We start from the raw sequence: 24321 nt of genomic DNA, 5'->3' as shown, positions 1-24321 counted from the left end.
CATTGGCTTGACCTTCAGCCCTTCCCTGGTGACTTGCGTCTCCAGGTGCATTGAAAGTGGACTCAGGGGGATTTGAACCCTCGGCCTCCGCCTCGCAAAGGCGGCGATCTACCACTGATCTATGAGCCCGCTCCCTTCTTGACACTAGCAACTTTACGGTCTATCTAACAACCGCGAACCCGATTTCGTTAGGAGGTGATCCAGCCGCAGATTCCCCTACGGCTACCTTGTTACGACTTAACCCCCCTTGCGGAACCTAGATTCGACTGTGGCAACGACCACAGCCTCACCCAAACCCCACTCGGGTGGTTTGACGGGCGGTGTGTGCAAGGAGCAGGGACAGATTCACCGCGCTATCTTGAAACGCGATTACTACGGATTCCAGCTTCATGTGGGCGAGTTGCAGCCCACAATCCGAACTAAGGACAGGTTTAGGGGATTGCCTTCACCTTTCGGTGTCGGAACCCATTGTCCTGACCATTGTAGCCCGCGTGTAGCCCGGGTAATTCGGGGCATGCTGACCTACCGTTGCCCATTCCTTCCTCCTCTTTAGCAGAGGCGGTCCCAACAGTGTCCCCATCAGTCCAGAGACCATGCTGGCAACTGTTGGCGTGGGTCTCGCTCGTTGCCTGACTTAACAGGATGCTTCACAGTACGAACTGACGACGGCCATGCACCTCCTCTCAGCTGATCAAGCAGAGTCTTCAGCCCGGCTATCATTTCGCTGTCCTACCCGGTGAGCTGCCCGGCGTTGAGTCCAATTAAACCGCAGGCTCCACCCGTTGTGGTGCTCCCCCGCCAATTCCTTTAAGTTTCAGCCTTGCGACCGTACTTCCCAGGCGGCGCGTTTCACGGTTTCCCTTCGGCACCTCGGTAACTCGTGGTCACCGATACACCTAACACGCATCGTTTACGGCTGGGACTACCCGGGTATCTAATCCGGTTTGCTCCCCCAGCTTTCGTCCCTCACTGTCGGAGTCGTTCTGGTGAGACGCCTTCGCCACAGGTGGTCCCCTAAGGATTACAGGATTTCACTCCTACCCCCAGAGTACCTCTCACCTCTCCCGATCCCTAGGTAGCCAGTATCTCTTAGACGCCTTTCGGTTAAGCCGGAAGATTTCCCAAGAGACTTAACTACCCAGCTACGGACGCTTTAAGCCCAGTAATAGTGGCCACCACTCGAGCCGCCGGTATTACCGCGGCGGCTGGCACCGGTCTTGCCCGGCCCTTTCTCTAGGTGTTTTTTACGCACCTGAACAGCCCGTCCATACGGGCACTCGGGGTTCCCTTATCACAGTTTCCTGCATTGTAAAGTTTCCGCTCCTGCTGCGCCCCGTAGGGCCTGGATTCGTGTCTCAGAATCCATCTCCGGGCTCTTGCTCCCACAACCCGTACCGATTACAGGCTTGTTGGGCCTTTACCCCAACAACTACCTAATCGGCCGCAGACCCATCCTAAGGCGGCTGACCTTTGACCTACAGAGCATTCCAGCATCTGTAAACTATGAGGTATTATCCCCAGTTTCCCGGGGTTATCCCTCACCTTAGGGCAGGTTGTCCACGTGTTACTGAGCAGTACGCCGAGGGCCGAACCCTCTCGACTCGCATGGATTAGTCGAACCCCGATAGCAGTGGCCTCTGGCAGGATCAACCAGAATTTGAAGTAAGCACACTTATATCTTAAAGGGATTAGCGGTTGCTAGATAGATTTCCGCATTGCTAGTGCCAACGTCAGAACCAACACTGACCATTTTCAGTGATTTTGATTCTCCATCGAAACACAGGACCGAGCCCTGTGTCCCTTGTCAGGGGCGAACTTTATCGCACCCGAGTGACTTCTTGGGGATACAGTATTAGACTTCAGAGGTTATAAACCTTTGGAGTCACTGTCTCGAACCAATTACTTGGCTCGAGGTCACCCTTGAGGCATATTATGTTTCACTTCTGAGAATATAAACCTTCGCCCCGCCGAAGCGGAGAAAGAAAACATCTCAGAACTGCCCGACGCCGATTCCGGGAGACCGGATTCGTCGGCGCCTGTCACCTTGCGTGCTAACAACATTGGACGTCATGGCATATAAACCTTTTCTGCCACGAAGTTCCCACATTGTTTGCTCGTTGAGAGATAACAGTATTGGGCGATCCAGGATATAAACCTTCGCAGTCACACCCCCAGAGGGATGCGTTAAAGGAAGATCATACCTGATGCCTCAGGTTCCATCAAGGCTCGATTCCGAACTCGCCGGATTCATCGAACCCCAGTCACTTTGTGAGGTAACAATATTGGACGTTTTCAGATATAAACCTTCGCAGTCACACCCCCGGAGGGATGCGTTAAAGGAAGATCATCCGAAGACAAGAACCAATTTCGGACCGATTGCGTTGCAACCCGCCCGAGCCACCTTGTGCGTCAATCATGTTGATCTTCGACGCATATATACCCTTCGACTCCAGCCCGAGGCCAGAATCAAGAATATAATCCCCAGAGAACTACCACACGAGCGGTTCTCTGGAAACCGTCTCAGACACGACCTTACAATGTTGTAAGGCCCGACATAAATACCTACCTGAGGTCCAGGTGTTCTTGCACCCCGGAGAGTGCTGCCGTTTTAAAATAACGCGAGAATTCAGGGGTCGTCTGGAGCTCATAACTCCGCCCGCTCCGCTGGCGCGCCACCAGTCCCCGCTCCAGAAGCTCCTCCACATGCGCATACGCCCCGCTCCCGCGCACCTCGACGAGGTCGCTCTGGAGAATCGGTTGTCGGTATGCGATCACCGAAAGCGTGCGCAAAACCGCCCGGGAGATCTCCGGGCGCATCAGAGGATAGACAAACTCGCTGTATTCCTCTTTCAGAACCATATAGACTGTTTCACCCGAATCAAGAACCTCAAGAGGAGCTGCGCGCCCCTCACACTGCTTTTGAAGTTCTGAAGCAAGCGCAGACACTTCCTCGCGCCGCACCCCGAGCATCTTTGCTACGTCCCCGTACTCGACCGGCGCATCGGCCACAAAAAGGATGGCCTCAAGCATCGCCACTCTGTCCATTCGCATTCCTCCTCACGTACACATCGCCAAAGTATTCTTCCTGCCAGAGTGCCACAACCCCTTCCAGCGCGAGGAAGAGGAGCGGGATATAGACCTCTATCGTTCCCCTCTCAAGAGACATGCAGAGGGCACGCACCGTCACCGTCTCTCCCTCAGGAGCGAGAACGTCATAACACCCGAGCACGGCCTCAGTCGCACCCTTATAGTCCTCATCATGGGCCACCGCCACCACGTCGCTCGCGCGTATCGGAGGCTCCTCCTCCTGCTGCGCGCGCTTCCGATGGCGGCGACGCTCCTCTTTCTCTGCGGCCTTCAACTCCGTGATCAGTTCATAGAGCGTGACCGGCCTGCGCCGTACCTTTTTCCGTCCGATCCGCCGCTGGATCTCCCGCTCAAGCCGCTCGATCGGTTCGGCCTCATCGGCAAGCCCGAAGTCGTCCTCGTCATCCTCAGAGATTTCCAGAACCTCCCCTTCATCCAGTTCCTCAAACGGGTCTGCCGTGAGGCACTCGGACTTCATCCGCAGCAGCGTCGCCGCAAAAAAGAGGGTGCGTCCGGAGATCCTGAGGTCGAGTTCACGGCGCCGCTCGAGTTCGGTGAGAAAGCGATCCGTTACATCGACAATATCGATGTTCCAGGGATCGATCTCGCCCCGCTCCGCGAGCTGGACCAGGATCTCAACAGGCTCCTCATGCATGGTTCTCGACACCGGTCACCAGCGTGCTCTTGTCCGGGCGAATCGTCACACCCATAATCCGGTCTGCCCGCTCGATCATCGGCTTGCGCAGCGAGACCGAGATGAACTGGGCATTTCTGGAAAGTTCCCTGATCATGGCGGCGACCTGCTCGACATTCGACCCGTCGAGGAACATATCCACCTCATCGAAGGCATAGAACGGCGCAGGCATGTACTTCTGGATCGAGAAGAGGAAGGCCAGCGTGGTCAGCGACTTCTCACCCCCCGAAAGCGCGGAGAGGAGCTGGACCTTCTTGCCGCGCGGCTGGACCGCAAACGTCAGCCCCCCCGAGAAGGGATCCTCCTCGTTCTCAAGGTTCAGGTTGCCGCTTCCCGCCGTCAGACGGGCAAAGACCTCCCGGAAGTTCGCATCGATCGCCCTGAAGGCCTCCATGAAAGAGTCGTACTTCAGGGTATCGAAGTGCTCGATCCGCTCGAGGATCGACGTCCTCTCCGCAGAGAGCACATCCTTCTTCCCGGTCCGCTCCTCGATACGGTCACATACCCGCCCATATTCCTCGATGGCCAGCATGTTCACCGCTCCGATCGCGCGCAGGTTCCGTTCCGCCTCAGCGATCCCGTCCTCGATCTCGGTGAGGGAGAGGTCAGTCCCTTCACCCGCCTGTTCGCGCAGCCCCTCGATCTCTGCCGCCAGCCCCGCGGCCTTCTCCTGGTAGGAGACGATCAGCAGACGGATCCGGTCGGCCTTTGCATTCAGCCCGGCACACCGCTTCTCGGCCCCGGCGATTGCTTCAGCAACCTCTTCACGTTTTTTCCGCAGTTCGTCGAGTTCGGCGGAGAACGCCTTCTGCCGCTCCTCAAGCCCGGCGATCTCGGCCCGGGCCGATTCGATCTCCGCCTCCGCCCCCATGACCTCGGCATCGATCCCGGCATTCTTCCCGGCAAGCCGCTCGCGTTCGGCGGCGAGTTCTTCCACCCGCCGCTCGAAGTACTGCCGCTCGCGCTGGGCATCGGCGATATCGGCCTCCTTGTTCCGGAGGCGGCGCTCGATCCCCTCGCACTCACGACGCTTCTGCCCCAACTCCTCGGTGAGCCTGGGGATCTCGGTGTCCTCCAGTCTCTGCTTGAGGGCCGCGACCTGCCGGTCGAGGGCGGCAAGGTCGTCCCCCACGCCGTCGAGCGCGGCCTCGACTGAGGCAAGTTCGCCGGCACTCTCCTCCACCTCGGCCCTGAGCGCGGCAAGCGAGGCGACAAGTTCCTCTTCATCGCCCTGCCTGGAGGCCGCCCGCCGCTCATACTCCTCGAGGACCATCGCATACCGCGCCGCCTCCTGCTCGATCCCGGACCGCTGCTTCCGCAGGTCCTCGGCTTCCGAGGTGAGGCGGGCGACCGAACGCTCGAACTCTGTGGCCTCCTCCCGTTTCTCCGCGAGAGACATCGACAACCGTGCAATTTCGTCCTCGACCGCCGCGCCGAACCCTCCCTGCTGCTTCTTCTTCAGGTACCCACCGGTCATGGCCCCGGACCGCTCCAGCAGTTCGCCCTCCAGCGTAACCATCCGGTACCGGCCCATCAGCCGCCGAGCATTCTCCAGGGTATCGACGACCACGGTCGAACCAAAGACCTGTTGGAAGGCGAGGTCATACTCAGGGTCGAAGGAGAGGAGATCCTTTGCATACCCAATCACGCCGGGCTCGCGCACCGGAGGATACTCTCGCCCTTTCAGTTTGTTCATCGGCAGGAACGTGAGCCGCCCGAGCCGCTGCTCCTTGAGGTATCGGATCGCCTCCGAAGCCACGCCGTCGCTCTCGGCGACGACATAGCGCAGCTTCCCGCCGGCTGCAACATCCAGCGCGGTGGCATACTCGGGCGGCGTCCTGCCGAGCTGCGCCACCGTCCCACAGACCCCATCCATTCCGAGGACCGCCTCGAGCGCGGGGCCCCCCACCCCGCCGCGCGACTGCTGCTGCGCCTCGAGCCGCATCAACTCCCGCTCGGCATCCTGGACCTCCTTGCGGATACATTCCAGAGACGAACGCCTGGCAAAAAGGGCACTCTCGGCCTTCGAGAGGTCGCGGTCAAGGGCACCCTTCTTCTCCACCAGGTCGGCCGACGCCTTCTGCGCCTTCTCGATCTCGGCAGCAAGACTCTCGCCTCCTGACCGCACCTCGGTAAGGCGACCCTGGAGCCGTTCGATCTCAGACGTCCGCATCCGGCTCTTCTCGATCAGGAGATCCTGCCGATGAAGATACTCCGAGCGCGTTCCCTTCTTCTCTTCGACCTCGCGGATCAGCGAGAAGAGGTGCTCCTTCAGGTCTTCCGCCGCCTTCCCCCCGCGTGCGATCTCGGCCTCCAGGTTCCCGACCGACGCCTGCACCCCCGCGAGTTCCATCGAGAGGTTGGCCCGGTCGACCGAGAGGGTCCGAACCTGCGTGGTACATTCCTGGACCCGTTCCGAAGCCCGCTTCTCGTCAAGGAACGCACGGTTGATCCCCTCGAGGTTCCCCTCTTTCTCTTTCTTCAACCGCACGATCGTCGCTTCCGCGACCTTGATCCTGCCCCTGGCACCTTCCAGGGCCGAGATCATCTTCAGGTACTCGCTCCCGCTCTTCTCATTGATCTCGGCATCGACCTCTTTGAGGTCGCCGCGCAGGTACTCAAGGTCGTTCTGCTCGATCCCGAGATCGGATAGCGCCCGTTCAAGATCGGTCTCGGCCTCCGCAGTCTTTGAAAGAATGGACGCGTGCTCTTTCTCCATATCGCGCAGCTGCGCCGCGGCGCGGCAACTCTTGAAGTGCTCGAATTCTTCCTGCCAGTGCCGATATGCCAGTGCCTGCTCGCGCTCGTGCTTCAGTTCCTCGAGCCTCGCGTTGAGCTCAAAGAGCACCACCTCTTCCCGCTCGATCCGCTCGCGCACCACCTCGAGTTCGTCGAGGGCGCGGACCTTCTTCCCCTCGAACTCCGCGACACCGGCGATCTCGTCGATGATCTTGCGACGCTCGAAGTCGCTCATCTCCATGATCCTGGTGATGTCGCCCTGCATCACCACATTATATCCTTCGGGTTTGACCCCGAACTTCGCGAGGAAGTCGACGATATCGTTCTGCTTGACGAGTTTGCCGTTGAGATAGTTGTATGAATAATAGTTCGACGCCGTTCGTTTGATCCGCCGCCTGATCTCGGTCCCGTCAGAGAAGGTGATCGCAACTTCGGCGGTGTTTTTGCCAGAATTGAGGTTGATAAGGTCGGTCAGTTTCTCGGCCCGCAGGCCGCGCGAGTTGGAGAGGGCCAGGGCGAAGAGGAGACTGTCGATAATATTGCTTTTTCCAGAACCGTTCGGGCCGGAGATGACAGAAAACCCCTCTAAAAAAGGGATTCTGGTCTTTTTTGCAAAAGACTTGAAGTTATCGATCTCAATCCCGGTAATGTACACCCGACAGCCCCTTATTTGGTGATGGAGTCGTCTTCTTCAGCGAAGATGATGTCCCCGCCCTTTCTGCCGGACTTGCGGGATGTCTCCCCCTTCCGTCCACCGATGAGGCTCGGGGGGGCCTGGTAGCGCGTGGGGGCGATGATATAGTCCGAACCATGCCGCCGTTCACGCTTGAGAGTGCCGTCTGTCTGCATGATCAGGTCCAGATCGCCCTCGTCCTCTTCGCGGACCGCGGGCCTCTCTTTCACCGGTGGCTGCACCGGTACCGGGGCCGGTGCAGGCTGCACCTTCTTCTCCTCGGGCTGTTCCTCCACCATAACCCTGGGCCTGGGCTTCTCGGCGGCCTTCGTCTCATAGGCCCGATAGAGTTTCATTGTGATGGTCTTGAGGTCCAGCACCTCCTCGGTCAACCCCTTGACCAGGGCTTCAAGATCCCTCACACGCTGCTCGAGCCGGTAGATCCGCTCGTCTTCCTGGTTGACAAAAGTCTTCTCCGCGCCCTGCATGGATACTATCTCCCGCTCCCTCTCTTCAAGTTGATGCTCAAGAAATTTTACTTTTGCATCTTTTTTGAGCATATTGTCCCTCGAGATAATGATGATTGTATTGACCTATAATCCTTGTGCTCTTATCCTCCGGCATTCCTGCAACAAATGCGAGATAAGAGATAAACCGGCCCTTTGCAGATCAATCCTGATACCCGATCGAGTTGCACCCCAGGAACACACCTGAAAGAGAGCCCCCACTCGCCGCGCATGAAGAAGGCGTCGGGAACGATACCATTCTCTTCATAATCCCCTCTCTGCCCCCCGTCCCAATCCAGGACGGTGCAGTATCGAGCACAAACCCAGGGAGGTCAAGCATACGGGATGAAAATTTCTCGTCGTTTGCTCTCTCTATTCAAGACAGGAGAATCTGGGGGGGATCGTGCTCCATCGCCGCCCCCATCTATCTTCGTCGTGGGGGTCCGGGGGTGAAACCCCCGGCGCGAGAGAGAGCAAGGAAACACGCTTTATTCTCTCTGTGGGCGGCACATCGGATCATCATGTCTCCCTCCGTTCATCACATCGGCGGCAACGCCCCCGGAATCCCCGGGATGGTGATTAAAGTGACGGAGGCAGAGGAACAATCGCTGAGAAGAATCTCGATCTCGTGATTGATCGAGCCCCGGCTACTTTGGAGATATGCTCCATGATAAACGTTTCATGTGGCATGCCTGAAGCATGCTCTCGGCTCATGCCTGATTCTACAAAGCCTGTTTGCACGACGAAGAGGGGGGGATCTCTCCACCATCAGTCGTCGCCCTTCTTTACGAGGGCTGGACCGGAGAGTGCACCTGGATGACCTCATGATAAACCCATGCAAACGAGGACAACCATGATACTTCTACAGCCCCGGGACGTACCTCCCCGATGCCGGGCCGCCCCCTGTTCCCGCCCTCAAACATCCCCCGATGCAACCGGACGAAGACATAATACCTAGCAATACAACTTTCTTGTACATGTCTAGTCTTGCCAATACCGATCCTGAAATCGCAGCGCTCATCGAGAAAGAGCGCCTGCGCCAGACAAACGGGCTCGAACTGATCGCATCCGAGAACGTTGTCTCGAAGGCCGTCCTCGAGACCGCCGGTTCGATCCTGACCAACAAATATGCAGAAGGCTACCCTGGCAAGCGCTACTACGGGGGTTGCGAGTATTACGACATCATCGAGAACCTCGCAAAAGACCGACTCTGCAAACTCTTCGGTGCCGAGTACGCCAACGTACAGCCCCACTCGGGTTCAGGCGCCAACATGGCAGTCTACTTCTCTACCATCAACTACGGCGACAAGATCATGTCCATGAAGCTCTCCGAGGGCGGCCACCTCTCCCACGGTTCGCCGGTGAGTTTCTCAGGCAAGATGTACGACGTCGTCCAGTACGGCGTCGACCATGAGACCGAGGTCATCGACTACGCGGCCCTCGCCGATATGGCCAGGAAAGAGAAACCCCAGATGATCGTCTGCGGCGCCTCGGCCTACCCGCGCGAGATCGACTTCAAGGCCTTCGGCGAGATCGCCGAAGATGTCGGGTCATCCTGTGTGGCCGACATCGCCCACATCGCGGGCCTCGTCGCCACCGGCCTCCACAACTCACCGATCGACGTCCTCCCCTTCACCACCACCACCACCCACAAGACTCTCCGCGGTCCTCGCGGCGGTGCGATCATGTGCCGTGAAGAGTTCGGGCAGGCCATCAACAAGGCGGTCTTCCCCGGTCTGCAGGGCGGTCCGCTGATGCACATCATCGCCGCCAAGGCGGTCTGCTTCAAGGAAGCCCTGTCGCAGTCGTACAAGGACTACTGCAAACAGGTCGTCAACAACGCACAGACCCTCGCCGCCACTCTCGACAGCGAAGGCTACCGCCTGGTCTCCGGCGGCACCGACAACCACCTGATGCTCCTCGACCTCTCCGACAAGGGACTCACCGGACTTCAGGCCGAGAACGCACTCCACGACGCCGGGATCACCGTCAACAAGAACACCATCCCGCGCGAGACCCTCTCGCCCTTCGTGACGAGCGGTCTGCGGATCGGCACCCCGGCCGTCACCTCACGGGGCATGAAAGAAGAAGAGATGAAAGCCATCGGGCACTTCATCGCCACCGTCCTCAACGACATCGAGAACAAGGAGAAGATCGCAGAGGTGAGGACCGAGGTCGAAGCGCTCGCAAGCAAGTTCGCCATCTACGCGGTAACAGAATGATACTCAATGGCAAGACGCTCTCTGAGAAGAGGCTGAACCTCCTCAAAGAAGAGATCGAGGAGTCGGGCATCCACCCCTCCCTCGCCACCGTGCTGGTCGGGGAGGATCCCGCATCCCAGATGTACGTCAGGATGAAGCACAAGGCCTGCGAGAAGGTCGGGATCACCTCGGTCCGTGCAGAACTCCCTGCCGAGGCGACGACGGCCGAGGTGCTGGCGACCGTGCAGAAGCTCAACGATGACCCGGACGTCTCCGGGATCCTGGTGCAACTTCCACTCCCGCCGCAGGTCGACACCCAGGCAGTGATCGACGCCGTCTCCCCTGAAAAGGACGTGGACGGGTTCCACCCGGTCAGCATCGGCCGCCTTTATTCAGGCCATCCCGAACTCGTCCCCTGCACCCCGCAGGGGATCATGACGATGCTCGCCGAGTACGGGATCGAGATCGCCGGAAAGAACGCCGTCGTGGTGGGGCGGAGTGTGGATGTCGGACGGCCGATGGCCGCCCTGCTCCTCAACGCCGACGCAACGGTGACGATCTGCCACTCCAGGACCCGCGACCTCACCCGGATCATGCAGCAGGCCGACATCCTGGTCTCAGGGATCGGCAAGGCACGATTCGTGACCGGAGAGATGGTCAAAGAGGGCGCCGTGGTCATCGACGTCGGGATCAACCACGACGAGAACGGCAAACTCTGCGGAGATGTGGACTTTGACTCGGTGGTCGGGAAGGCATCGGCCATCACCCCGGTACCCGGCGGTGTCGGGCCGATGACCATCGCCACCCTGATGGAGAATACTCTCAAGGCGGCCCGGGCGAGGTCATGCAACCCTGCACAATAAACGGGATGCAGGTCGGGGGCGGCGCACCGGTCCGCCTGATGGGCGTGATCAACTGCAGCCCCGAATCTTTTTTTTCCGGTTCATATGTACCTGAAACGACGGTGCGCGAACGCGCCTTCCAGATGATCGACGCCGGTGCCGACCTCATCGACCTTGGTGCGCGGTCCACGGCCCCGCACTCGGTCCCGATCACCGTCAGAGAAGAGGTCGACCGGATCACGGCCGCGCTCGCGGCCCTCGACGGGTCAGGGGTCACCCTCTCGGTGGACACGATGTACCCCGGGGTGCTGGAGGCCTGCCTCCGCCACGACGTCCATGTGATCAACGACATCGGCGGACTTGCAGACCCTGCGTACGCAACCGTCGCCGCCGACTCCGGCCTCCCGGTCATCGGGATGGCGGCCCTGCACCGGCCCGGCGACCCGCGCGGGACGGAGGCGACCCTCGACGCCCTCAGAGAAGTGAGCGCGCGGGCCGAGCGTGCCGGGATCATCGACCTCATCCTCGACCCGGCCGTCGGGAACTGGACGGCTGAACGGACCTTCGACGACGACTGGGACCTCTGCCGCCACTTCGACCGATTTCAGGAACTCGGCCGACCGATCCTCATCGCCATCTCAAGAAAGTCCTACCTCGGCGACCTCGTCGGCCGACCTTCAGAGGAGCGTCTGGCCGCCACCCTCGCGGTCACGGCCAGGCTCCTGCCGCACGCCGACATGGTGAGGGCGCACGACGTGGCCGCGACGAGAGACACGATCCTGGTGGTCGAGAAGATGGAGATGAACGGATGAGCCGGTGGTATGCGGTCTATGCCCTGGAGACCGGACTGATCCGGGAGGGCGACGACGTCGCGGAGAAGGTCGTCGCGGCCGCAGAGGCCGCAGCGTGTGGAGGGATCAGAGACGGCGACATCCTCCTGCTCGCCGAGTCCGCGGTGGCGACGGCCGAGGGGAGGACAGTCCGTCTCGACGAGGTCGTCCCCTCCGACGAAGCGCGTCGCCTTGCCGAGCGCTATGCCATCGACCCGGCGATCACCGAGGTGGTCCTCCGCGAGAGCGACCGGGTGGTCGGCGGGATCCCCGGATTTTTGCTCACGCTCAAGAACGGCACCCTCCTCCCGAACGCCGGCGCGGATCACTCGAACGCCCCTGACGGGACGGTCGTCCCCCTCCCCCGAGACCCCGACGCCTCGGCCGGACGGGTGCGGGCGGCGGTGCGCGCACGACTCGGCGTGAACACCGGGGTGCTCGTCATCGACTCGCGCACCCATGCGATGCGTCTCGGATGCAGTGGCGTCGCCATCGGATGCGCGGGGCTCTCGGCCGTCGTCGACGAGTCGGGCAGACGCGACCTCTTCGGCCGCGAACTCGAGGTGACCAAGCGCGCCGTCGGGGACTGCCTGGCCTCGGCGGCCGAACTCCTGATGGGCGAGGCGGACGAGTGCGTCCCGGCCGTGCTGGTGCGCGGCACGGGGATCGAACTCAACGAAGAATATGGGATCCCCACGATCGACGCGTCAGAGTGTCTCTTTATGGGTGCGGCGCTCCACGCCGACCCGGCCGCGTTCGATGGAGAGGGCAAACCCGAGTGACTCGAGGCACCTGCACGCGGCAGAACCCTGCCCGTGGATCAGGACCTCGACGAGATCTTCTTTTTCGTCGACGTCGGTGTGAAGCCTGAACGAGTCGGTGACCTCGCAGGAGAGGCCTGCCTCCGCGGCGATCGCCATGTGCTTGCAGAAACTCGCGCCATAATAGTCCACATGGTACCGGGAAGGCTCTTTCACGAAGATCGCGTTGGTCCCGCCGCCCAGGCCGGGGGCGATCGCCATCGAGGCATCGGTGCCGACCATCCGGGCGACCGCCTCGGGGGTGGCGAGAGGGAGGTCTGCCATGATGATGAGGACCGGATTGTGCGCGGCGGCAAGGACGCGGTTGAGGGACTCGTTGAGTCCCGCCGGGTCCTCGACGACGGCGGCGTCGGGGTGCTCGAAGGGGCCGGTGCTGAGAAGAGTGGGGGCGCAGCCTGCAGCACGGACGGCGGCGAGGACGTCCGAGAGCATGGCGCGTGCGAACGCCTCCCGCTCCTCCTGTTCCAGGATGCAGGAGAGGCGGGTCTTGGGGTTCTTCGGCTTGAACGGTATGATCGCGTCTATGGCCATTTCAGAGAGAGTTGGCCAGATAGATGCAAAAAGCAATCGGAACGGGAGTACCCAGAAACCCGGGCCATTCTCACCCCTTCCGCGATGGGCAGGCACCCAATCGCGAAGGTTACAAGAAGGTGGAAGGGAAATGGTACCTGCATGCACCGCAAGGTGATCACCTATTCACGCAACGTCTTCCTTCCCCTCACCCACGTCTGCCAGAACGCCTGCGGCTATTGCTGCTTCAGGCAGGCTACGGGGGCGGGGTGCGTGCTGCCGCCTGACGAGGCGCACCGGACCATCGACACCGGCGCCCGCCTCGGCTGCACGGAGGCCCTCTTCACCTTCGGGGAACGGCCCGGGGAGGTGCCCGGCTTCTCTGACCACCTTGCCGCGCTCGGCTATGCCGATATTCTTGACTATTGTTACGACCTCTGCCTGTATGCCATCAGGGCCGGCGTCCTGCCGCACACCAACGCGGGCATCCTCACCGCCGCTGAACTCGAACGGTTCAGGGAGGTGAATGCGAGCATGGGACTGATGCTTGAGACGACGGCGGATGTCCCGGCCCACCGCCACTCGCCGGGCAAGGATCCGGCGGTGCGGATCGAGATGATCGAGGAGGCGGGCAGGCTCAGGATCCCGTTCACCACCGGTCTGCTCATCGGGATCGGCGAGACTCCGGCCGACCGCGAGGAGTCGCTCGAGGTGATCGCCGACCTGCAGAGACGGTACGGGCACATCCAGGAGGTCATCATCCAGAACTTCTGCCCGAAGGAGGGGACGGACATGGGGAACGCCGCCCCGGCATCGAGCGAGGAGATGGCCGGGACGATCTCCCTTGCCCGCGAGATCCTTCCCCGGGAAGTTGCCGTCCAGATCCCCCCGAACCTTGCCGATGCAGAGCGGCTCATCAGGTGTGGGGTCGACGACCTCGGCGGGGTCTCGCCGCTCACTATCGACTACGTCAACCCCGAGCACCCCTGGCCCCAGATCGAGGGGCTCAAAAAGATCGTCGGGGATGCAGCCCTGCGCGAGCGGCTCTGTATCTATCCGAGGTTCATCGAGATGGGCTGGTACTCCGATACCATCGCCCCTCTCATCCACAGACTCCAGAAAGAAATTGAGGAGAGGTCATTGTGACTGAACAGGAACCCATCTACCGCGGAAAGGCGAAGTCCATCTTCCGCTCTGAAAACCCCGACGAACTGATCGTGAAGTTCAGGGACGATATCACCGCCTTTGACGGTGCAAAGAAAGACGAACTCTCTTCCAAGGGAGTCTACAACGCGAAGGTCTCGGCGTACCTCTTCAGGTACCTGGAGGAGAACGGCGTTAGGAGCCACTTCGTCAGGATGGAGGACGAGCGGACGATGATCGTCAGGCCGCTGGAGATGATCCCGGTCGAGGTGATCGTCCGCAACATCGCCGCCGGTTCGCTGGTCCGCAACTACCCCATCGAGGAGGGCACACCCCTCGACCCGCCGGTGATCGTCCTGGACTACAAGGACGACGAGCGGCACGACCCGATGATCAACGACGAGATCATCGTGGCGCTCGGCTTCATGACGGCCGAGGAGATCGAGGCCGTGAAACAGACGGCCCTGAAGATCAACGACCTGCTCAAGGGAAAGGTCGATGCAATCGGGCTCGACCTCGTCGACTTCAAACTCGAGTTCGGTCGGCACGGCGACGAGATCCTGCTGGGAGACGAGATCTCGATGGACTCGATGCGTCTCTGGGACAAGCAGACCCATGCCTCGATGGACAAGGACGTCTACCGCTTCGACAAGGGCGACGTGATGACCACCTATGCCGAGGTGGCAAAGAGACTCGCAGGGGAGGAGTAAAAGCATGAAATTCACCGCAAAAGTTACGATTGGACTCAAGGAAGGGATGCTCGATCCCGAGGCGCGTGCGATCCAGCACGCCCTCGCCAACATCGGGTTTGCGACCGAAGGACTTTCCACGGCCAGGGTGTTTACCATCACGCTGGAGGCGGAGGACCGGGCGGCCGCAGAGGCGCAGGTCGAGCAGATGTGCGAACGGCTCCTTGCCAACCCGGTCATCCACCGCTACGAGGTCGAGGTACTGGCATGAAGTTCGCGGTGGTCCAGTTCGGGGGGAGCAACTGCGACCGCGACGTCCAGTACGTCATCTCAGAGGTCTGCGGGGTCGACTGCGATCTTGTCTGGTACAAGGACGGACTCAAAGAGGACTACGACGCGATCGTCCTCCCCGGCGGATTCAGCTACGGTGACTATCTCAGGGCCGGGGCGATCGCCGCACGGACCGGGGTCATGGACGCGGTGGTCAGGCATGCGCAGGCCGGCGGACTGGTCCTCGGGATCTGCAACGGCGCACAGATCGGGGCGGAGAGCGGGATGGTGCCGGGCATCTTCACGATAAATGCCAGCCCGACCTTCATCTGCAAACCGGTCTGCCTGCGTGTCGAGGAGAACACCTCGCCGTTCACCCGTCTCTTCAAGAAGGGCGAGGTGGTCAGGATCCCGATCGCCCACAAGGAAGGCCGGTACGTCGCCTCACCTGAAGAACTCGCCAGGCTCAACGCCGAGGAGAGAGTGGCGTTCCGTTTCTGCGACGAGCAGGGCGAGGTGACCCCGGCCGTGAACCCGAACGGCGCCGCGGAAAACATCACCGGGGTCCTCGGCGGGCCTGCCCGCAATGTCCTCTGCATGATGCCCCACCCGGAGCGGGCCTCAGAGGAGGTGCTCGGATCGGCCGACGGGAAGAAGGTCTTCCTCGGGATGATCAAGAGCATCGAAGAGCGCGAGTGAGCAAAAAATCCTGAAATACTTTTTTTGATCGAGGGCCGTGGAGATTCGGCCGTGAACCCCGGGCTCAAGCATCCTGCATGAACATTGTTCAGAGCAATGTTTCGAGGTGTAGAGGAATCGATCCTTTATCAATTGCGACAGGGCATCGGGACAACATCTCTCAGGTGCAGCCACCCGGCTATCTTCGTCATGGGGGGTCCGGTGGGAGCGACCGAAGGGAGCTTGAGAATATCTTTGATTTTCGAATCTCCCCCCCCCGGCGCGAGATGGCAGTGAAGATTCTACGATGAGGGCGGCACTCTGATCATCACACCTTTCCACCCCTCTGAGAGATCGGCGACAAACAACCTTCATGCGGTAATGCCGGACCCCCGGAAATTCGCCCCCGATCCTTGCTCCGTTCCCACCCTTTTCACCGGCGTACCGGGTGGCCACGAGGGTTAACATTACTCGCAATCATACCGGCCCTCTGAGGGCCGGGTGAGGCCCGGTTTCCGCACCGCGTTACACGAAAGAACGTCCTTCTGGCCCGCCCCCAAACGGAGCCCAATACAGCCACGGATCGGGGACGCTGTCCTTGAAACGGATGGCAATATGGCCATATTCCGGGGCGGGGCGATCTCCCCTCCTGGCGAGGGAGATATCCCAGACAGACTGATCCCTCCAGAAGTTTCCGACACCACCGGGAAAACCTAAAACCCGGAACCGACAAGGTGATGATATGACTGAACCGACGCAGGAAGAACTCGAAGAGCAGATCCTCACCTGGGCAAAAGATTATGCGCAGAAGAACGGGTGGACCCTGAACCCGGACGACAAACAACTGCGCACCGTGATCAAGGGGCTTGCGCGCAACACGCTCAGGTTCGGGGAACAGTATTGTCCCTGCCGGCTCAGGAGCGGCGATGCCGAAGAGGACAAAAAGATCATCTGCCCCTGCATCTATCACCGCGACGAGGTCGAAGGGGACGGCAACTGCCACTGCCGGCTTTTCTTCAAAAAAGACGCGGACTAAGAGAATTCGACATGAGGCGAGATCACGCCTCAAGCATACGGGATGAAAATTTCATAGTGCTGGTTTCCGGGGTGTGAGATGATCCTTGATCCTTCTCCTCGTGATAGGGGAACGACCAGAGATCTCTTGACCCGCCGCCCCTCGGCTATCTTCGTCCGTGGGGGGTCCGGGGGGCACGGCCCCCCGGCGCGAGACGGCGAGGTAGATTTTGCAATTGAGGGCGGCACGTCGGATCATTCCATCACGTCTTCTCACACTCTCCCATCGGAGGGGGAGGGCGGCACCGGATCATGAGGTCACGAAAAAAAGTATCAGAGCCAGGTCACCGCGCCCCCGACCTCACCCTCCGCCCGAACGAGGCCCACGGATAGGGGACGAAGAGGGTGAGGAGGGCGGCGGCAATGATGGGAAGGAGCAGGGTGGCGAGAGCGGTGTTCAGGGTGAAGGCGTCGGCGACCACCCCGCTCACGATCACTCCCAGACCTCCCGCCCCGACGGCCAGGCCAAGCATCAGTCCTGAGGCGAGGCCCGCCCTTCCCGGCATCACTTCCTGGCCCATCGCCACGGTCACGGAGAAGGTGGACCAGAGGAGGAAGCCGAAGAGGAGGAGGGCGGCATAAGAGAGAAGGCCACCTGTGGTGAGGAAGAGCACGAAGGGCGGGACCGACGCGGCGAGGCCGAGGAAGGTGTATTCTTTTCGCCCGTAGGTATCGGAGAGAGCGCCGCCGACATACTGCCCGACGACTCCGGCAACGAGCATCAGGGAGACGAGGGTGTTGGCGGTGATCAGGTCGACCTCGAGGGCGGTGTGGAGATAGGTCGGGAGGAACGCGACGGCGGCAAAGATCGCCCACGACCTCAACGCCCCGACGCCGACGACCATCGCGATCGGCCTGAACGAGACCGGTCCCTCCGCCTCTGCTTCCTCTTCCGTTCTCTTCATCGGTCCGGTCTCTTCGGCAGGCAGGAGGAAGTTGAAGAGGCCCGCCATCAGGAGACCGGGTACGGCAAGGAAGATGAGGCCCTGGAGACCGAAGGCGCCGACGGCCAGACCTGCGAGAACCGGCCCCAGGGCAAAGCCCAGGTTACCGCCGATGACGAAGATCGAAGTCAACCGCCCGCGGTTCTCCGTCCTGGTCAGGCGGTTGACCATCGCCATCGCCGACGGATGGAAGAGCGCCGCGCCGAAGGCCGCAAGACAGGCGCAGAGCAGCAGGACCGGATAACTCCCGATGAACCCGAAGACACCAATACAAACTGATGCGATGAGAAAGGGGACCGGGAAGGGGACGGCGACGCCGCGCCGGTCCGCAAGCCACCCGACAAAGGGCTGGAGGAACGAGGAGGTGATGTTGAACCCCGCGACCAGGAGACCGGCGACGGCATACGACCACCCGTGCGTCGCGATGAGCAGAGGGAGGACCGCCGGGATGACCGGCGAGTAGACGTCGATGACGAAGTGACCCCAGGAGAGGGCGAGGACCGACCTGAGTTCCTTCAGCATCCTTCAGTCCTCTCGATCCTGAGGATCTCGACCGGGATCTCCATCCGGTCCTTCCGGTGGAAGGCAAAAGTCCTCGGGATCGCGAACGAGCCCTCGACCGCTCCGGTGACCTCGCCCCGCCCTTCCACGTACTTCTCGACAAAGTCCAGCGAGCCCGCATTGAAGATCCCATAGACGACCGGCGCCGCCATGAGAGCGCAGTCGATGAAGGGCCTATCGGCATGTTTCTTCTGCGCCCCAAAGGGAGGGTTCATCACGACGGTCTCGAAGGTGTCGGGACGGATCGGAAAAGTGGTGCCGACCTGGCCGCGGACGAGGTCAAGGTCCACCTCGAGGTCATCCGCATTGCTCCGGGCGGCCTGCAGGGCCCCGAGGTCCAGGTCGATCCCGACGACCTCCCCGGCACCGAGGAGGGCCGCACCGCAGGCAAGGACACCGGTCCCGCACCCGAGGTCGAGGACCCGCCGGCCCCCGATCGCACCCTCGGTCGAGGCATGGTACAGGAGGCGGGCGGCGACGTCGGCGGGCGTCGCGTATTGCTCCAGTACCGGCCGCGGGGCGGGAAAACCCTTCAGCCGCTGGAGTTTCATCTCCAGGTGTTTCAGCCTCATATTCTGCAGTACGCGTTGGCGAGGAGAGCGGATGAAGGTGCCGGGGGATACTTCGGCACCTCACCCCCTGACGACTGCGACAGAGAAATACGAACCCTCATACTCGACAAACGTCGGAGAGATCTTTCCAAGGAGCGCACGGTCTTCGAGACGGGTGATGAGACGAGGGCTCCATCCTTCCATCAGATTCTCATGCCACCACATGATTCCTGAATAGGTGAAGGGTGAAGGGCGGAGGACTTTCTCACCCTTTATCACCAGGTCGTACAGTGCCGGACAGGCGAGAACGTCGTTCTCAGAGAGGTGAACGACCGCACTGTCCGCCCCCGGTTCGGCCGGGTGGGCGACGTAGTACCCGCCATAGTGCGGATACAGGAGGAGAGCGACAAGCACGATGGAAAATACGACGGCCAGACCGAGAAGAGGAAGGCCGCGCTCGCCTGGAGGCCACATAAATTCAGCCTCGCCGTGAAAGTTCATCAATCTTGCGAAACACGGCCGGGCAGGCGGGAAGGGTCGGGGTCACAGACCCGGGAACCTCTCCCCGGCGCCTCACACGATCTCGTCGACCTCGTACTCCTCCCAGGCCCGCACCCCGACCAGAACCTCGAACTCCTGTGGGGTGAGGAGCGGCACCGGGAAGCGGACCTGGTCGTCGTAGGCCAGGCGGGGACAGGCGGTGTTCACGTAGGCCCCGCACCCGAAGTTGACCATCTCGGCCGCCGAGACCTCGCGCATCGTGATCACCACCGCCTTCTCGGAGAGCGCGGCCAGGCGCGCCGCGAGGGCGGGCCGTGCCTGCCCGCTCTTGGTGGAGAGGATGATCCCGACGCATTCGGCCGACCGCGCCTTCTCGATGAGGGCGAAGCGCCGGCGGAGCAGGCGGTCGGCGTCCCCCGAGACCTCGCGCACCTCGCCGGAGTACGGATCGAGAGCGACGACATGCTTGCCGGTGGCAAGGGCGACGCCGATGGCATGAAAGACGCCGGTCCCGACATACAGGATCTCTGGGGCCGAGAGGGCGCGGGCATTCGCATAACTGCACCCGAGCACCTGGCCCGGGAGCGGGGTCCGCCCATCGCCCGGTCCGACCTCGGCCCTGATCCCGTGTGTGGCCAGGACTTCCGTGACTTCCTTGAGAAGATGAACGTGCTGGACGGTGGTGACCAGGCCCACCTCGGTGCCGTTGAGGAGGGGGAGGGCCGCTGCCACCGCGGCGGGGTCGAAGTCGAAGGAGAGGTACTCGTACAGCACCCCCTCCCGCTCCTCGACCGGCGCATGCCCGATATGGACCAGGAGGTCGGCCCCGGTCAGGGCGACGGTGTCCAGGGCCAGGTCGCAGGCCCCATAACACGGATCGCCGGCGACGGCCGCGACCTCGATCCCTTCCGCTCCGAGCGCCCGGACCAGAGCGGGGGCCCGGCGCTTCAGCCCGTCCGGGAGCTGGAGGACGATCCGCCGCGCTCCCGCCGCCCGCACCCTGTCCGCCAGTTCAGCGGCAGGTATCAATGACCCTGACTCCGTCGGCATCCACATCAATCGTGACTAAGGGAGTGTACGCCCGTCCGAGCTCGGGCTCGCCGCGCTGGATCACCACGCAGACATCGACGATCTCGGCCCCTGCATTCTCGAGGGCGGCAAGCACCGCCTTCAGCGTCCCGCCGGTGGAGATCACGTCGTCGATCACGACCACCCGGTCTCCCTTCTCGATCCCGTTCAGGTACAGCTGTCCGGTCGAGTACCCGGTCGACTGATGGACGGCAATCTCCCCGGGCAAGGAATAGGAACGCTTGCGCAGGATGTTCAACGGGATGTCGGTCATCAGCGAGAGCGCGGTCCCGATATGGATCCCCATCGCCTCGGCGGTGACGATCTTGTCCACGCCGTGGAGGTCCATGACCGTGACCATCGCGCACGCCACATCGCGCAGCAGGGCCGGGTCGAGAAGCGGGACCCCGTCGGTGATCGGGTGGATAAAGTAGTGGTAGTCTCCCCGTTGCACCATCGGCGCGGCTTCCAGTGATTCAATCAGACGTTCAAGCATCCATCTCACCAATCTCTCGTAAGAACTCCTCGATCACGTCCCTGGTCACATGGGGCATCATGACCGTGCGCATGTGGCCGCGCCTGGTCCATGAGACCCGCCATCCGGGCGGGACGGTGCCGGTGCCAGCCTCGAAGGTCGCCACGTTCAGGTCGGGCGTGACCGCACGCCGGTAGCCGTAGGTCTCCATCCCCTCGATCAACCGGCGGGTATTCTTCATGCATCCTTCGACGACCGCCTTCATCCCGTTCATCCCCAGATATTCGAGGACCGCAAAGGCACTGACGACCGCACCTCCGGACCTGGTCCCGGCCAGGGTGCACTCCTGCTTCACCGTCAGGTACGGGGTCTCCACATTGAGGAGGCCGAACCACGAGGGCTCGCGGACCAGCAGACTCCCGCATGGGATGGTGCTCATCCCCATCTTGTGCGGATCCACCGCAATGGAGGAGACGCCGGGCAGGGCGAAGTCGAAGGGGATCTCCGGGTCAAGGAAGGGTATCACCAGACCGCCGAAGGCGGCGTCCACATGGAGGGGGACACCGGCATCGTGGGTGATCTCCGAGACCGCTTTGATCGGGTCGATGACGCCGTACTCGGTCGTTCCGGCGATGGCGACGACACAGCAGGTGTTCTCGTCCATCCGTTCCTGGAGGGCGTCGACACCCATCCTGAAGGTCTCGTCAGACGGGACGGTCCGCATCTCGAGCGAGAGAATATCGCAGGCCTTCTCGAACGAAAAATGCGCGGACTCGGGGACCACCACGTTCGGCCGCCTCGAACCCTTCATCTTGGCAAAGATCCGCAGCGCCTGGAGGTTGGACTCGGTCCCGCCCGAGGTGGCATACCCGCCGGCCTCCGGGTGGTGGAAGAGCGTGCCCAACCGTTCGATAAGGAGTTCCTCGATCGAAGCCGTCCCCACGAAGAGACCCGGGTCGCCGAGGTTTGCCTCGACGAACATCTGATGCGCCCGCACCGCGATCGGGTGGGGGATGGTGCACATCGAACTCAGCACGTGATGATAGTTCGAATCCTCGTCTTTCTTCAAAGAGAGGAAGGAAAAAAGTTCCTCTTCAGAGATTCCGTTCTTCTGCATTCCTGGATCTCACTGCGTCGAGGATCATCCGCTTCTCTGTCCGTGCCGCCGTCTCCCTGATCTTGGGGACGGCATCGATGTTTGCAGATACGCTGGTGATCCCGTTTCTTATCAACCACTCGACCATCTTGGGGTCCGAACCGGCCTGGCCGCAGATGGAGCACTCCACATCGTACTCACGGCAGACGGCGATGGCGTCGTGGATCAGCTTAAGCACCGCCGGGTGCTTGGGCCAGTACATGGGGGTGACCAGCTGGTTGTTCCGGTCGATGGCGATGGTGTACTGGATCAGGTCGTTGGTCCCGAAGGAGGCAAACGAGATGCCCGCCTTGCAGAAGTCCTCGATGAGGATGGCGCACGCCGGGATCTCGATCATGATGCCGAGGTCGACGGCGTCGACGTCCACGCCCCAGCCGGCGAGGAGCTCTTTCGCCCTGACGAACTGGTCGGGGTGGGAGACGAGTGGGAACATCAGGCCCAGGTTGTCGTAGCCCTGGTCCCAGAGCCGCTTGAAGGTCTCGACCTGCATCCTGAACTGGGCCTCGCTCTGGAGGTCGCGGCGGATCCCGCGCCAGCCGAGCATCGGGTTGTGCTCCTCAGGTTCGTCCTCGCCGCCGAGCATGTTCCTGAACTCGTCGGTGGGGGCGTCGAGGGTTCTGACCCAGACCGGCTTGCCCGGGAAGGCGTCGAGGACGGTCTTGATCCCGGTATAGAGTTCGGAGATGAACTCCTCTTCCTTGCCGTTCTTGATGAACCAGCCGGGGGTCTTGTTCAGGCCGAGGATGAGGTGTTCGATCCGCAGGAGTCCGACGCCGTCTGCACCGGAATTTGCAGCCCGCGTGGCGGCCTCGGGCATGGAGACGTTCACCTTGATGCTCGTGGCGGTGATGATCGGGGCCTGCGCGACGGCCGCACCGACCATCTGGGCTGCGGGCACCGCCTGGGCGCCGGCCGGAACTGCGGCCGCACCTTCGAAGACCAGGCCTTTCTCGCCGTCGATGGTGACGACCTGCCCGTTCTTCAATGTCTTTGTGGCCGTCTTCGTCCCGACGACCGCCGGGGTGCCGAGTTCCCTCGAGACGATCGCTGCGTGGCAGGTCATCCCGCCCTCATCGGTGACGATGCCGGAGACCTTGCGCATCGCCGGAACCATATCGGGGTTCGTCATCTTCGCCACGAGGATGTCGCCGTCCCTGACTTTGCCGAGGTCCTTGACGTCGTGGACGATGATCACCGGGCCGCTTGCCACGCCCGGAGAGGCACCGTTGCCTTCCAGGATGATCGCACCCAGTTCGCCGGCCGGCGCGGCGGCGGGCGCGGCCTTGTGAGCGTTCACCCCGATGGTGGTGATCGGCCTGGACTGGAGGATATAGATGGTGTCCCCGACGGTCCCCCACTCGAGGTCCTGGGGGACGCCGTAGTGCTCCTCGGAGATCCGGCCGAACTCCGCGAGGCGCTCGACCTCCGTGTCGGTGAGGACCGGTTCGTCCTGGCGGTCCTTGGGGATCTCCACCAGTTCGGTGCCGTGCTCCCCGACCGGGACGATCATGTATTCTTTGTTTGAGATGAGGCGGTCGACGACCCGCTTGAGCCGGCGGTCGTAGACATACTTGTCGGGTGAGACGCTGCCGGAGACCACTGCCTCTCCAAGTCCCCAGGAACCCTCGATGATGGTGAGGGGTTCGCCGCTCACCGGGTGCGATGAGAACATCACGCCAGACTTTTCAGAGCCGATGAGCTGCTGGACCACGACTGCGATGTTGACGGTCCGGTCGTCGAAGCCCTGTTTCGCCCGGTAGTATATGGCACGGGCACCGTACAGGGACGCCCAGCACATCTGGACGGCCTCGATCACATCGGCCTCGCCCTTGATATTCAGGTAGGTCTCCTGCTGCCCGGCAAAGCTGGCGTCAGGGAGGTCTTCGGCCGTGGCACTGGAACGGACGGCGACCACCATCTCTCCGTCACCCATCGAGGCATAGGCGGCAAGAACTTCCTCTTTTATTCCTTCGGGCATCTTCGCGCCAAGGACAAGATCTTTGACGCTCTGGGAGACTTCTTCAAGCGCTTCGTTGTTGTCGACATCAAGGTCTGAGAGGAGGGTAAAGATGGAATCCTCAAGCCCGGTCTCTACAAGGAATTTTCTGAAGGCCTGAGCGGTCACAACGAATGCTTTCGGTACAGGCAGCCCTACCGAAGTCATTTCACCGAGGGAGGCCCCTTTTCCCCCTACGGACGGAATATCATCCTTTGAAATCTCGTCGAGCCACAAAACGTTGGGCATTTCGGTCATTATCGCACCACCTATATGGTAGGCGTAACGAATATTATAGATTCTCCCTGTACG

General features: G+C 61.6%; 21 protein-coding genes, 1 tRNA gene and 1 rRNA gene. 9 read left to right on the top strand and 14 right to left on the bottom strand.

Annotation, left to right across the window (positions count from 1 at the left end; genetic code table 11):
• Positions 1-57 precede the first annotated feature (57 nt).
• The 6 genes from E2N92_RS09760 to E2N92_RS09735 all read right to left on the bottom strand — a co-directional run bounded on the left by E2N92_RS09760 (position 58) and on the right by E2N92_RS09735 (position 7753).
• Positions 58-129, bottom strand: a tRNA-Ala gene (locus E2N92_RS09760).
• Positions 130-190: 61 nt separating this feature from the next.
• A 16S ribosomal RNA gene (locus E2N92_RS09755) occupies positions 191-1657 on the bottom strand.
• 905 nt (positions 1658-2562) lie between these two features.
• Positions 2563-3045, bottom strand: a complete 483-nt coding sequence (gene scpB, locus E2N92_RS09750) for an SMC-Scp complex subunit ScpB (RefSeq protein ID WP_220680992.1) — start codon at positions 3043-3045, stop codon at positions 2563-2565.
• Positions 3023-3742, bottom strand: coding sequence for a segregation/condensation protein A (locus tag E2N92_RS09745; RefSeq protein WP_220680991.1), 720 nt, complete (start codon positions 3740-3742; stop codon positions 3023-3025). Before E2N92_RS09745 ends, scpB begins: the two co-directional genes overlap by 23 nt.
• Complete coding sequence (gene smc / locus E2N92_RS09740) at positions 3735-7175, bottom strand: chromosome segregation protein SMC (protein ID WP_220680990.1); 3441 nt, start codon at positions 7173-7175, stop codon at positions 3735-3737. The genes E2N92_RS09745 and smc overlap by 8 nt, the downstream gene beginning before the upstream one ends.
• Before the next feature lie 11 nt (positions 7176-7186).
• Positions 7187-7753, bottom strand: coding sequence for a DUF7518 family protein (locus E2N92_RS09735; protein ID WP_220680989.1), 567 nt, complete (start codon positions 7751-7753; stop codon positions 7187-7189).
• 923 nt (positions 7754-8676) lie between these two features.
• Here E2N92_RS09735 and glyA point away from each other — a divergent pair.
• The 4 genes from glyA to cofE are packed head-to-tail and all read left to right on the top strand — an operon-like array spanning position 8677 to position 12354.
• Positions 8677-9921, top strand: coding sequence for a serine hydroxymethyltransferase (gene glyA, locus E2N92_RS09730; RefSeq protein ID WP_220680988.1), 1245 nt, complete (start codon positions 8677-8679; stop codon positions 9919-9921).
• Entirely contained in the window at positions 9918-10763 is an 846-nt protein-coding gene (folD, locus tag E2N92_RS09725) for a bifunctional methylenetetrahydrofolate dehydrogenase/methenyltetrahydrofolate cyclohydrolase FolD (RefSeq protein WP_220680987.1), read from the top strand. Before glyA ends, folD begins: the two co-directional genes overlap by 4 nt.
• A complete protein-coding gene (gene folP, locus E2N92_RS09720) occupies positions 10745-11554 on the top strand; it encodes a dihydropteroate synthase (RefSeq protein WP_220680986.1) in 810 nt (269 codons plus the stop codon). Before folD ends, folP begins: the two co-directional genes overlap by 19 nt.
• Positions 11551-12354 carry a coenzyme F420-0:L-glutamate ligase gene (cofE, locus tag E2N92_RS09715; RefSeq protein ID WP_220680985.1) on the top strand — a complete coding sequence of 268 codons (804 nt, stop codon included), beginning with the start codon at positions 11551-11553 and terminating at the stop codon, positions 12352-12354. Before folP ends, cofE begins: the two co-directional genes overlap by 4 nt.
• Here cofE and cofC read toward each other — a convergent pair.
• Positions 12280-12924 (bottom strand): 2-phospho-L-lactate guanylyltransferase, encoded by a 645-nt coding sequence (cofC, locus tag E2N92_RS09710; protein ID WP_220680984.1) that lies wholly within the window; start codon positions 12922-12924, stop codon positions 12280-12282. The genes cofE and cofC overlap by 75 nt on opposite strands.
• A 141-nt stretch (positions 12925-13065) precedes the next feature.
• Between cofC and cofG the strand changes: the two genes are divergently transcribed.
• The 5 genes from cofG (at position 13066) to E2N92_RS09685 (ending at position 16719) form a co-directional block, all read left to right on the top strand.
• Entirely contained in the window at positions 13066-14049 is a 984-nt protein-coding gene (gene cofG / locus E2N92_RS09705) for a 7,8-didemethyl-8-hydroxy-5-deazariboflavin synthase subunit CofG (RefSeq protein ID WP_220680983.1), read from the top strand.
• Complete coding sequence (gene purC / locus E2N92_RS09700; RefSeq protein WP_220680982.1) at positions 14046-14756, top strand: phosphoribosylaminoimidazolesuccinocarboxamide synthase; 711 nt, start codon at positions 14046-14048, stop codon at positions 14754-14756. Before cofG ends, purC begins: the two co-directional genes overlap by 4 nt.
• Before the next feature lie 4 nt (positions 14757-14760).
• Complete coding sequence (purS, locus tag E2N92_RS09695; protein WP_220680981.1) at positions 14761-15006, top strand: phosphoribosylformylglycinamidine synthase subunit PurS; 246 nt, start codon at positions 14761-14763, stop codon at positions 15004-15006.
• Positions 15003-15704 carry a phosphoribosylformylglycinamidine synthase I gene (purQ, locus tag E2N92_RS09690; protein ID WP_220680980.1) on the top strand — a complete coding sequence of 234 codons (702 nt, stop codon included), beginning with the start codon at positions 15003-15005 and terminating at the stop codon, positions 15702-15704. Before purS ends, purQ begins: the two co-directional genes overlap by 4 nt.
• Before the next feature lie 721 nt (positions 15705-16425).
• The gene (locus E2N92_RS09685) at positions 16426-16719 is read left to right on the top strand and encodes a ferredoxin-thioredoxin reductase catalytic domain-containing protein (protein ID WP_220680979.1); all 294 of its coding nucleotides are present in this window, start codon (positions 16426-16428) and stop codon (positions 16717-16719) included.
• 322 nt (positions 16720-17041) lie between these two features.
• On the opposite strand, the gene E2N92_RS09680 is transcribed toward E2N92_RS09685, so the two are convergent.
• From E2N92_RS09680 to ppsA, 7 genes are all read right to left on the bottom strand, one after another.
• Positions 17042-18223, bottom strand: a complete 1182-nt coding sequence (locus E2N92_RS09680; RefSeq protein ID WP_220680978.1) for an MFS transporter — start codon at positions 18221-18223, stop codon at positions 17042-17044.
• The gene (locus tag E2N92_RS09675) at positions 18217-18834 is read right to left on the bottom strand and encodes an METTL5 family protein (RefSeq protein ID WP_220680977.1); all 618 of its coding nucleotides are present in this window, start codon (positions 18832-18834) and stop codon (positions 18217-18219) included. Before E2N92_RS09675 ends, E2N92_RS09680 begins: the two co-directional genes overlap by 7 nt.
• Positions 18835-18894: 60 nt before the next feature.
• Positions 18895-19287, bottom strand: coding sequence for a hypothetical protein (locus tag E2N92_RS09670; RefSeq protein WP_220680976.1), 393 nt, complete (start codon positions 19285-19287; stop codon positions 18895-18897).
• A gap of 99 nt (positions 19288-19386) precedes the next feature.
• The gene (dph2, locus tag E2N92_RS09665; RefSeq protein ID WP_246589169.1) at positions 19387-20343 is read right to left on the bottom strand and encodes a diphthamide biosynthesis enzyme Dph2; all 957 of its coding nucleotides are present in this window, start codon (positions 20341-20343) and stop codon (positions 19387-19389) included.
• Complete coding sequence (gene hpt / locus E2N92_RS09660; protein ID WP_220680974.1) at positions 20327-20878, bottom strand: hypoxanthine/guanine phosphoribosyltransferase; 552 nt, start codon at positions 20876-20878, stop codon at positions 20327-20329. Before hpt ends, dph2 begins: the two co-directional genes overlap by 17 nt.
• A complete protein-coding gene (gene mfnA, locus E2N92_RS09655) occupies positions 20871-21974 on the bottom strand; it encodes a tyrosine decarboxylase MfnA (protein WP_220680973.1) in 1104 nt (367 codons plus the stop codon). The genes hpt and mfnA overlap by 8 nt, the downstream gene beginning before the upstream one ends.
• Positions 21952-24267 carry a phosphoenolpyruvate synthase gene (gene ppsA / locus E2N92_RS09650; RefSeq protein ID WP_281425774.1) on the bottom strand — a complete coding sequence of 772 codons (2316 nt, stop codon included), beginning with the start codon at positions 24265-24267 and terminating at the stop codon, positions 21952-21954. Before ppsA ends, mfnA begins: the two co-directional genes overlap by 23 nt.
• Positions 24268-24321: the final 54 nt, after the last annotated feature.

It is taken from the genome of Methanofollis formosanus, assembly GCF_019633745.1.
Lineage (GTDB): Archaea > Halobacteriota > Methanomicrobia > Methanomicrobiales > Methanofollaceae > Methanofollis > Methanofollis formosanus.
The sequence above is the reverse complement of the archived record's forward strand: the minus strand, read 5'-3'. Positions and strand labels throughout refer to the sequence as shown.

Excerpts from the sequence above, each read along its gene's own strand:
- scpB (WP_220680992.1), bottom strand. The coding sequence starts at position 3,045 with ATGGACAGAGTGGCGATGCTTGAGGCCATCCTTTTTGTGGCCGATGCG.
- E2N92_RS09745 (WP_220680991.1), bottom strand. The coding sequence starts at position 3,742 with ATGCATGAGGAGCCTGTTGAGATCCTGGTCCAGCTCGCGGAGCGGGGC.
- E2N92_RS09735 (WP_220680989.1), bottom strand. The coding sequence starts at position 7,753 with ATGCTCAAAAAAGATGCAAAAGTAAAATTTCTTGAGCATCAACTTGAA.
- glyA (WP_220680988.1), top strand. The coding sequence starts at position 8,677 with ATGTCTAGTCTTGCCAATACCGATCCTGAAATCGCAGCGCTCATCGAG.
- folD (WP_220680987.1), top strand. The coding sequence starts at position 9,918 with ATGATACTCAATGGCAAGACGCTCTCTGAGAAGAGGCTGAACCTCCTC.
- folP (WP_220680986.1), top strand. The coding sequence starts at position 10,745 with ATGCAACCCTGCACAATAAACGGGATGCAGGTCGGGGGCGGCGCACCG.
- cofE (WP_220680985.1), top strand. The coding sequence starts at position 11,551 with ATGAGCCGGTGGTATGCGGTCTATGCCCTGGAGACCGGACTGATCCGG.
- cofC (WP_220680984.1), bottom strand. The coding sequence starts at position 12,924 with ATGGCCATAGACGCGATCATACCGTTCAAGCCGAAGAACCCCAAGACC.
- cofG (WP_220680983.1), top strand. The coding sequence starts at position 13,066 with ATGCACCGCAAGGTGATCACCTATTCACGCAACGTCTTCCTTCCCCTC.
- purS (WP_220680981.1), top strand. The coding sequence starts at position 14,761 with ATGAAATTCACCGCAAAAGTTACGATTGGACTCAAGGAAGGGATGCTC.
- purQ (WP_220680980.1), top strand. The coding sequence starts at position 15,003 with ATGAAGTTCGCGGTGGTCCAGTTCGGGGGGAGCAACTGCGACCGCGAC.
- E2N92_RS09685 (WP_220680979.1), top strand. The coding sequence starts at position 16,426 with ATGACTGAACCGACGCAGGAAGAACTCGAAGAGCAGATCCTCACCTGG.
- E2N92_RS09680 (WP_220680978.1), bottom strand. The coding sequence starts at position 18,223 with ATGCTGAAGGAACTCAGGTCGGTCCTCGCCCTCTCCTGGGGTCACTTC.
- E2N92_RS09675 (WP_220680977.1), bottom strand. The coding sequence starts at position 18,834 with ATGAGGCTGAAACACCTGGAGATGAAACTCCAGCGGCTGAAGGGTTTT.
- E2N92_RS09670 (WP_220680976.1), bottom strand. The coding sequence starts at position 19,287 with ATGTGGCCTCCAGGCGAGCGCGGCCTTCCTCTTCTCGGTCTGGCCGTC.
- hpt (WP_220680974.1), bottom strand. The coding sequence starts at position 20,878 with ATGCTTGAACGTCTGATTGAATCACTGGAAGCCGCGCCGATGGTGCAA.
- mfnA (WP_220680973.1), bottom strand. The coding sequence starts at position 21,974 with ATGCAGAAGAACGGAATCTCTGAAGAGGAACTTTTTTCCTTCCTCTCT.
- ppsA (WP_281425774.1), bottom strand. The coding sequence starts at position 24,267 with ATGACCGAAATGCCCAACGTTTTGTGGCTCGACGAGATTTCAAAGGAT.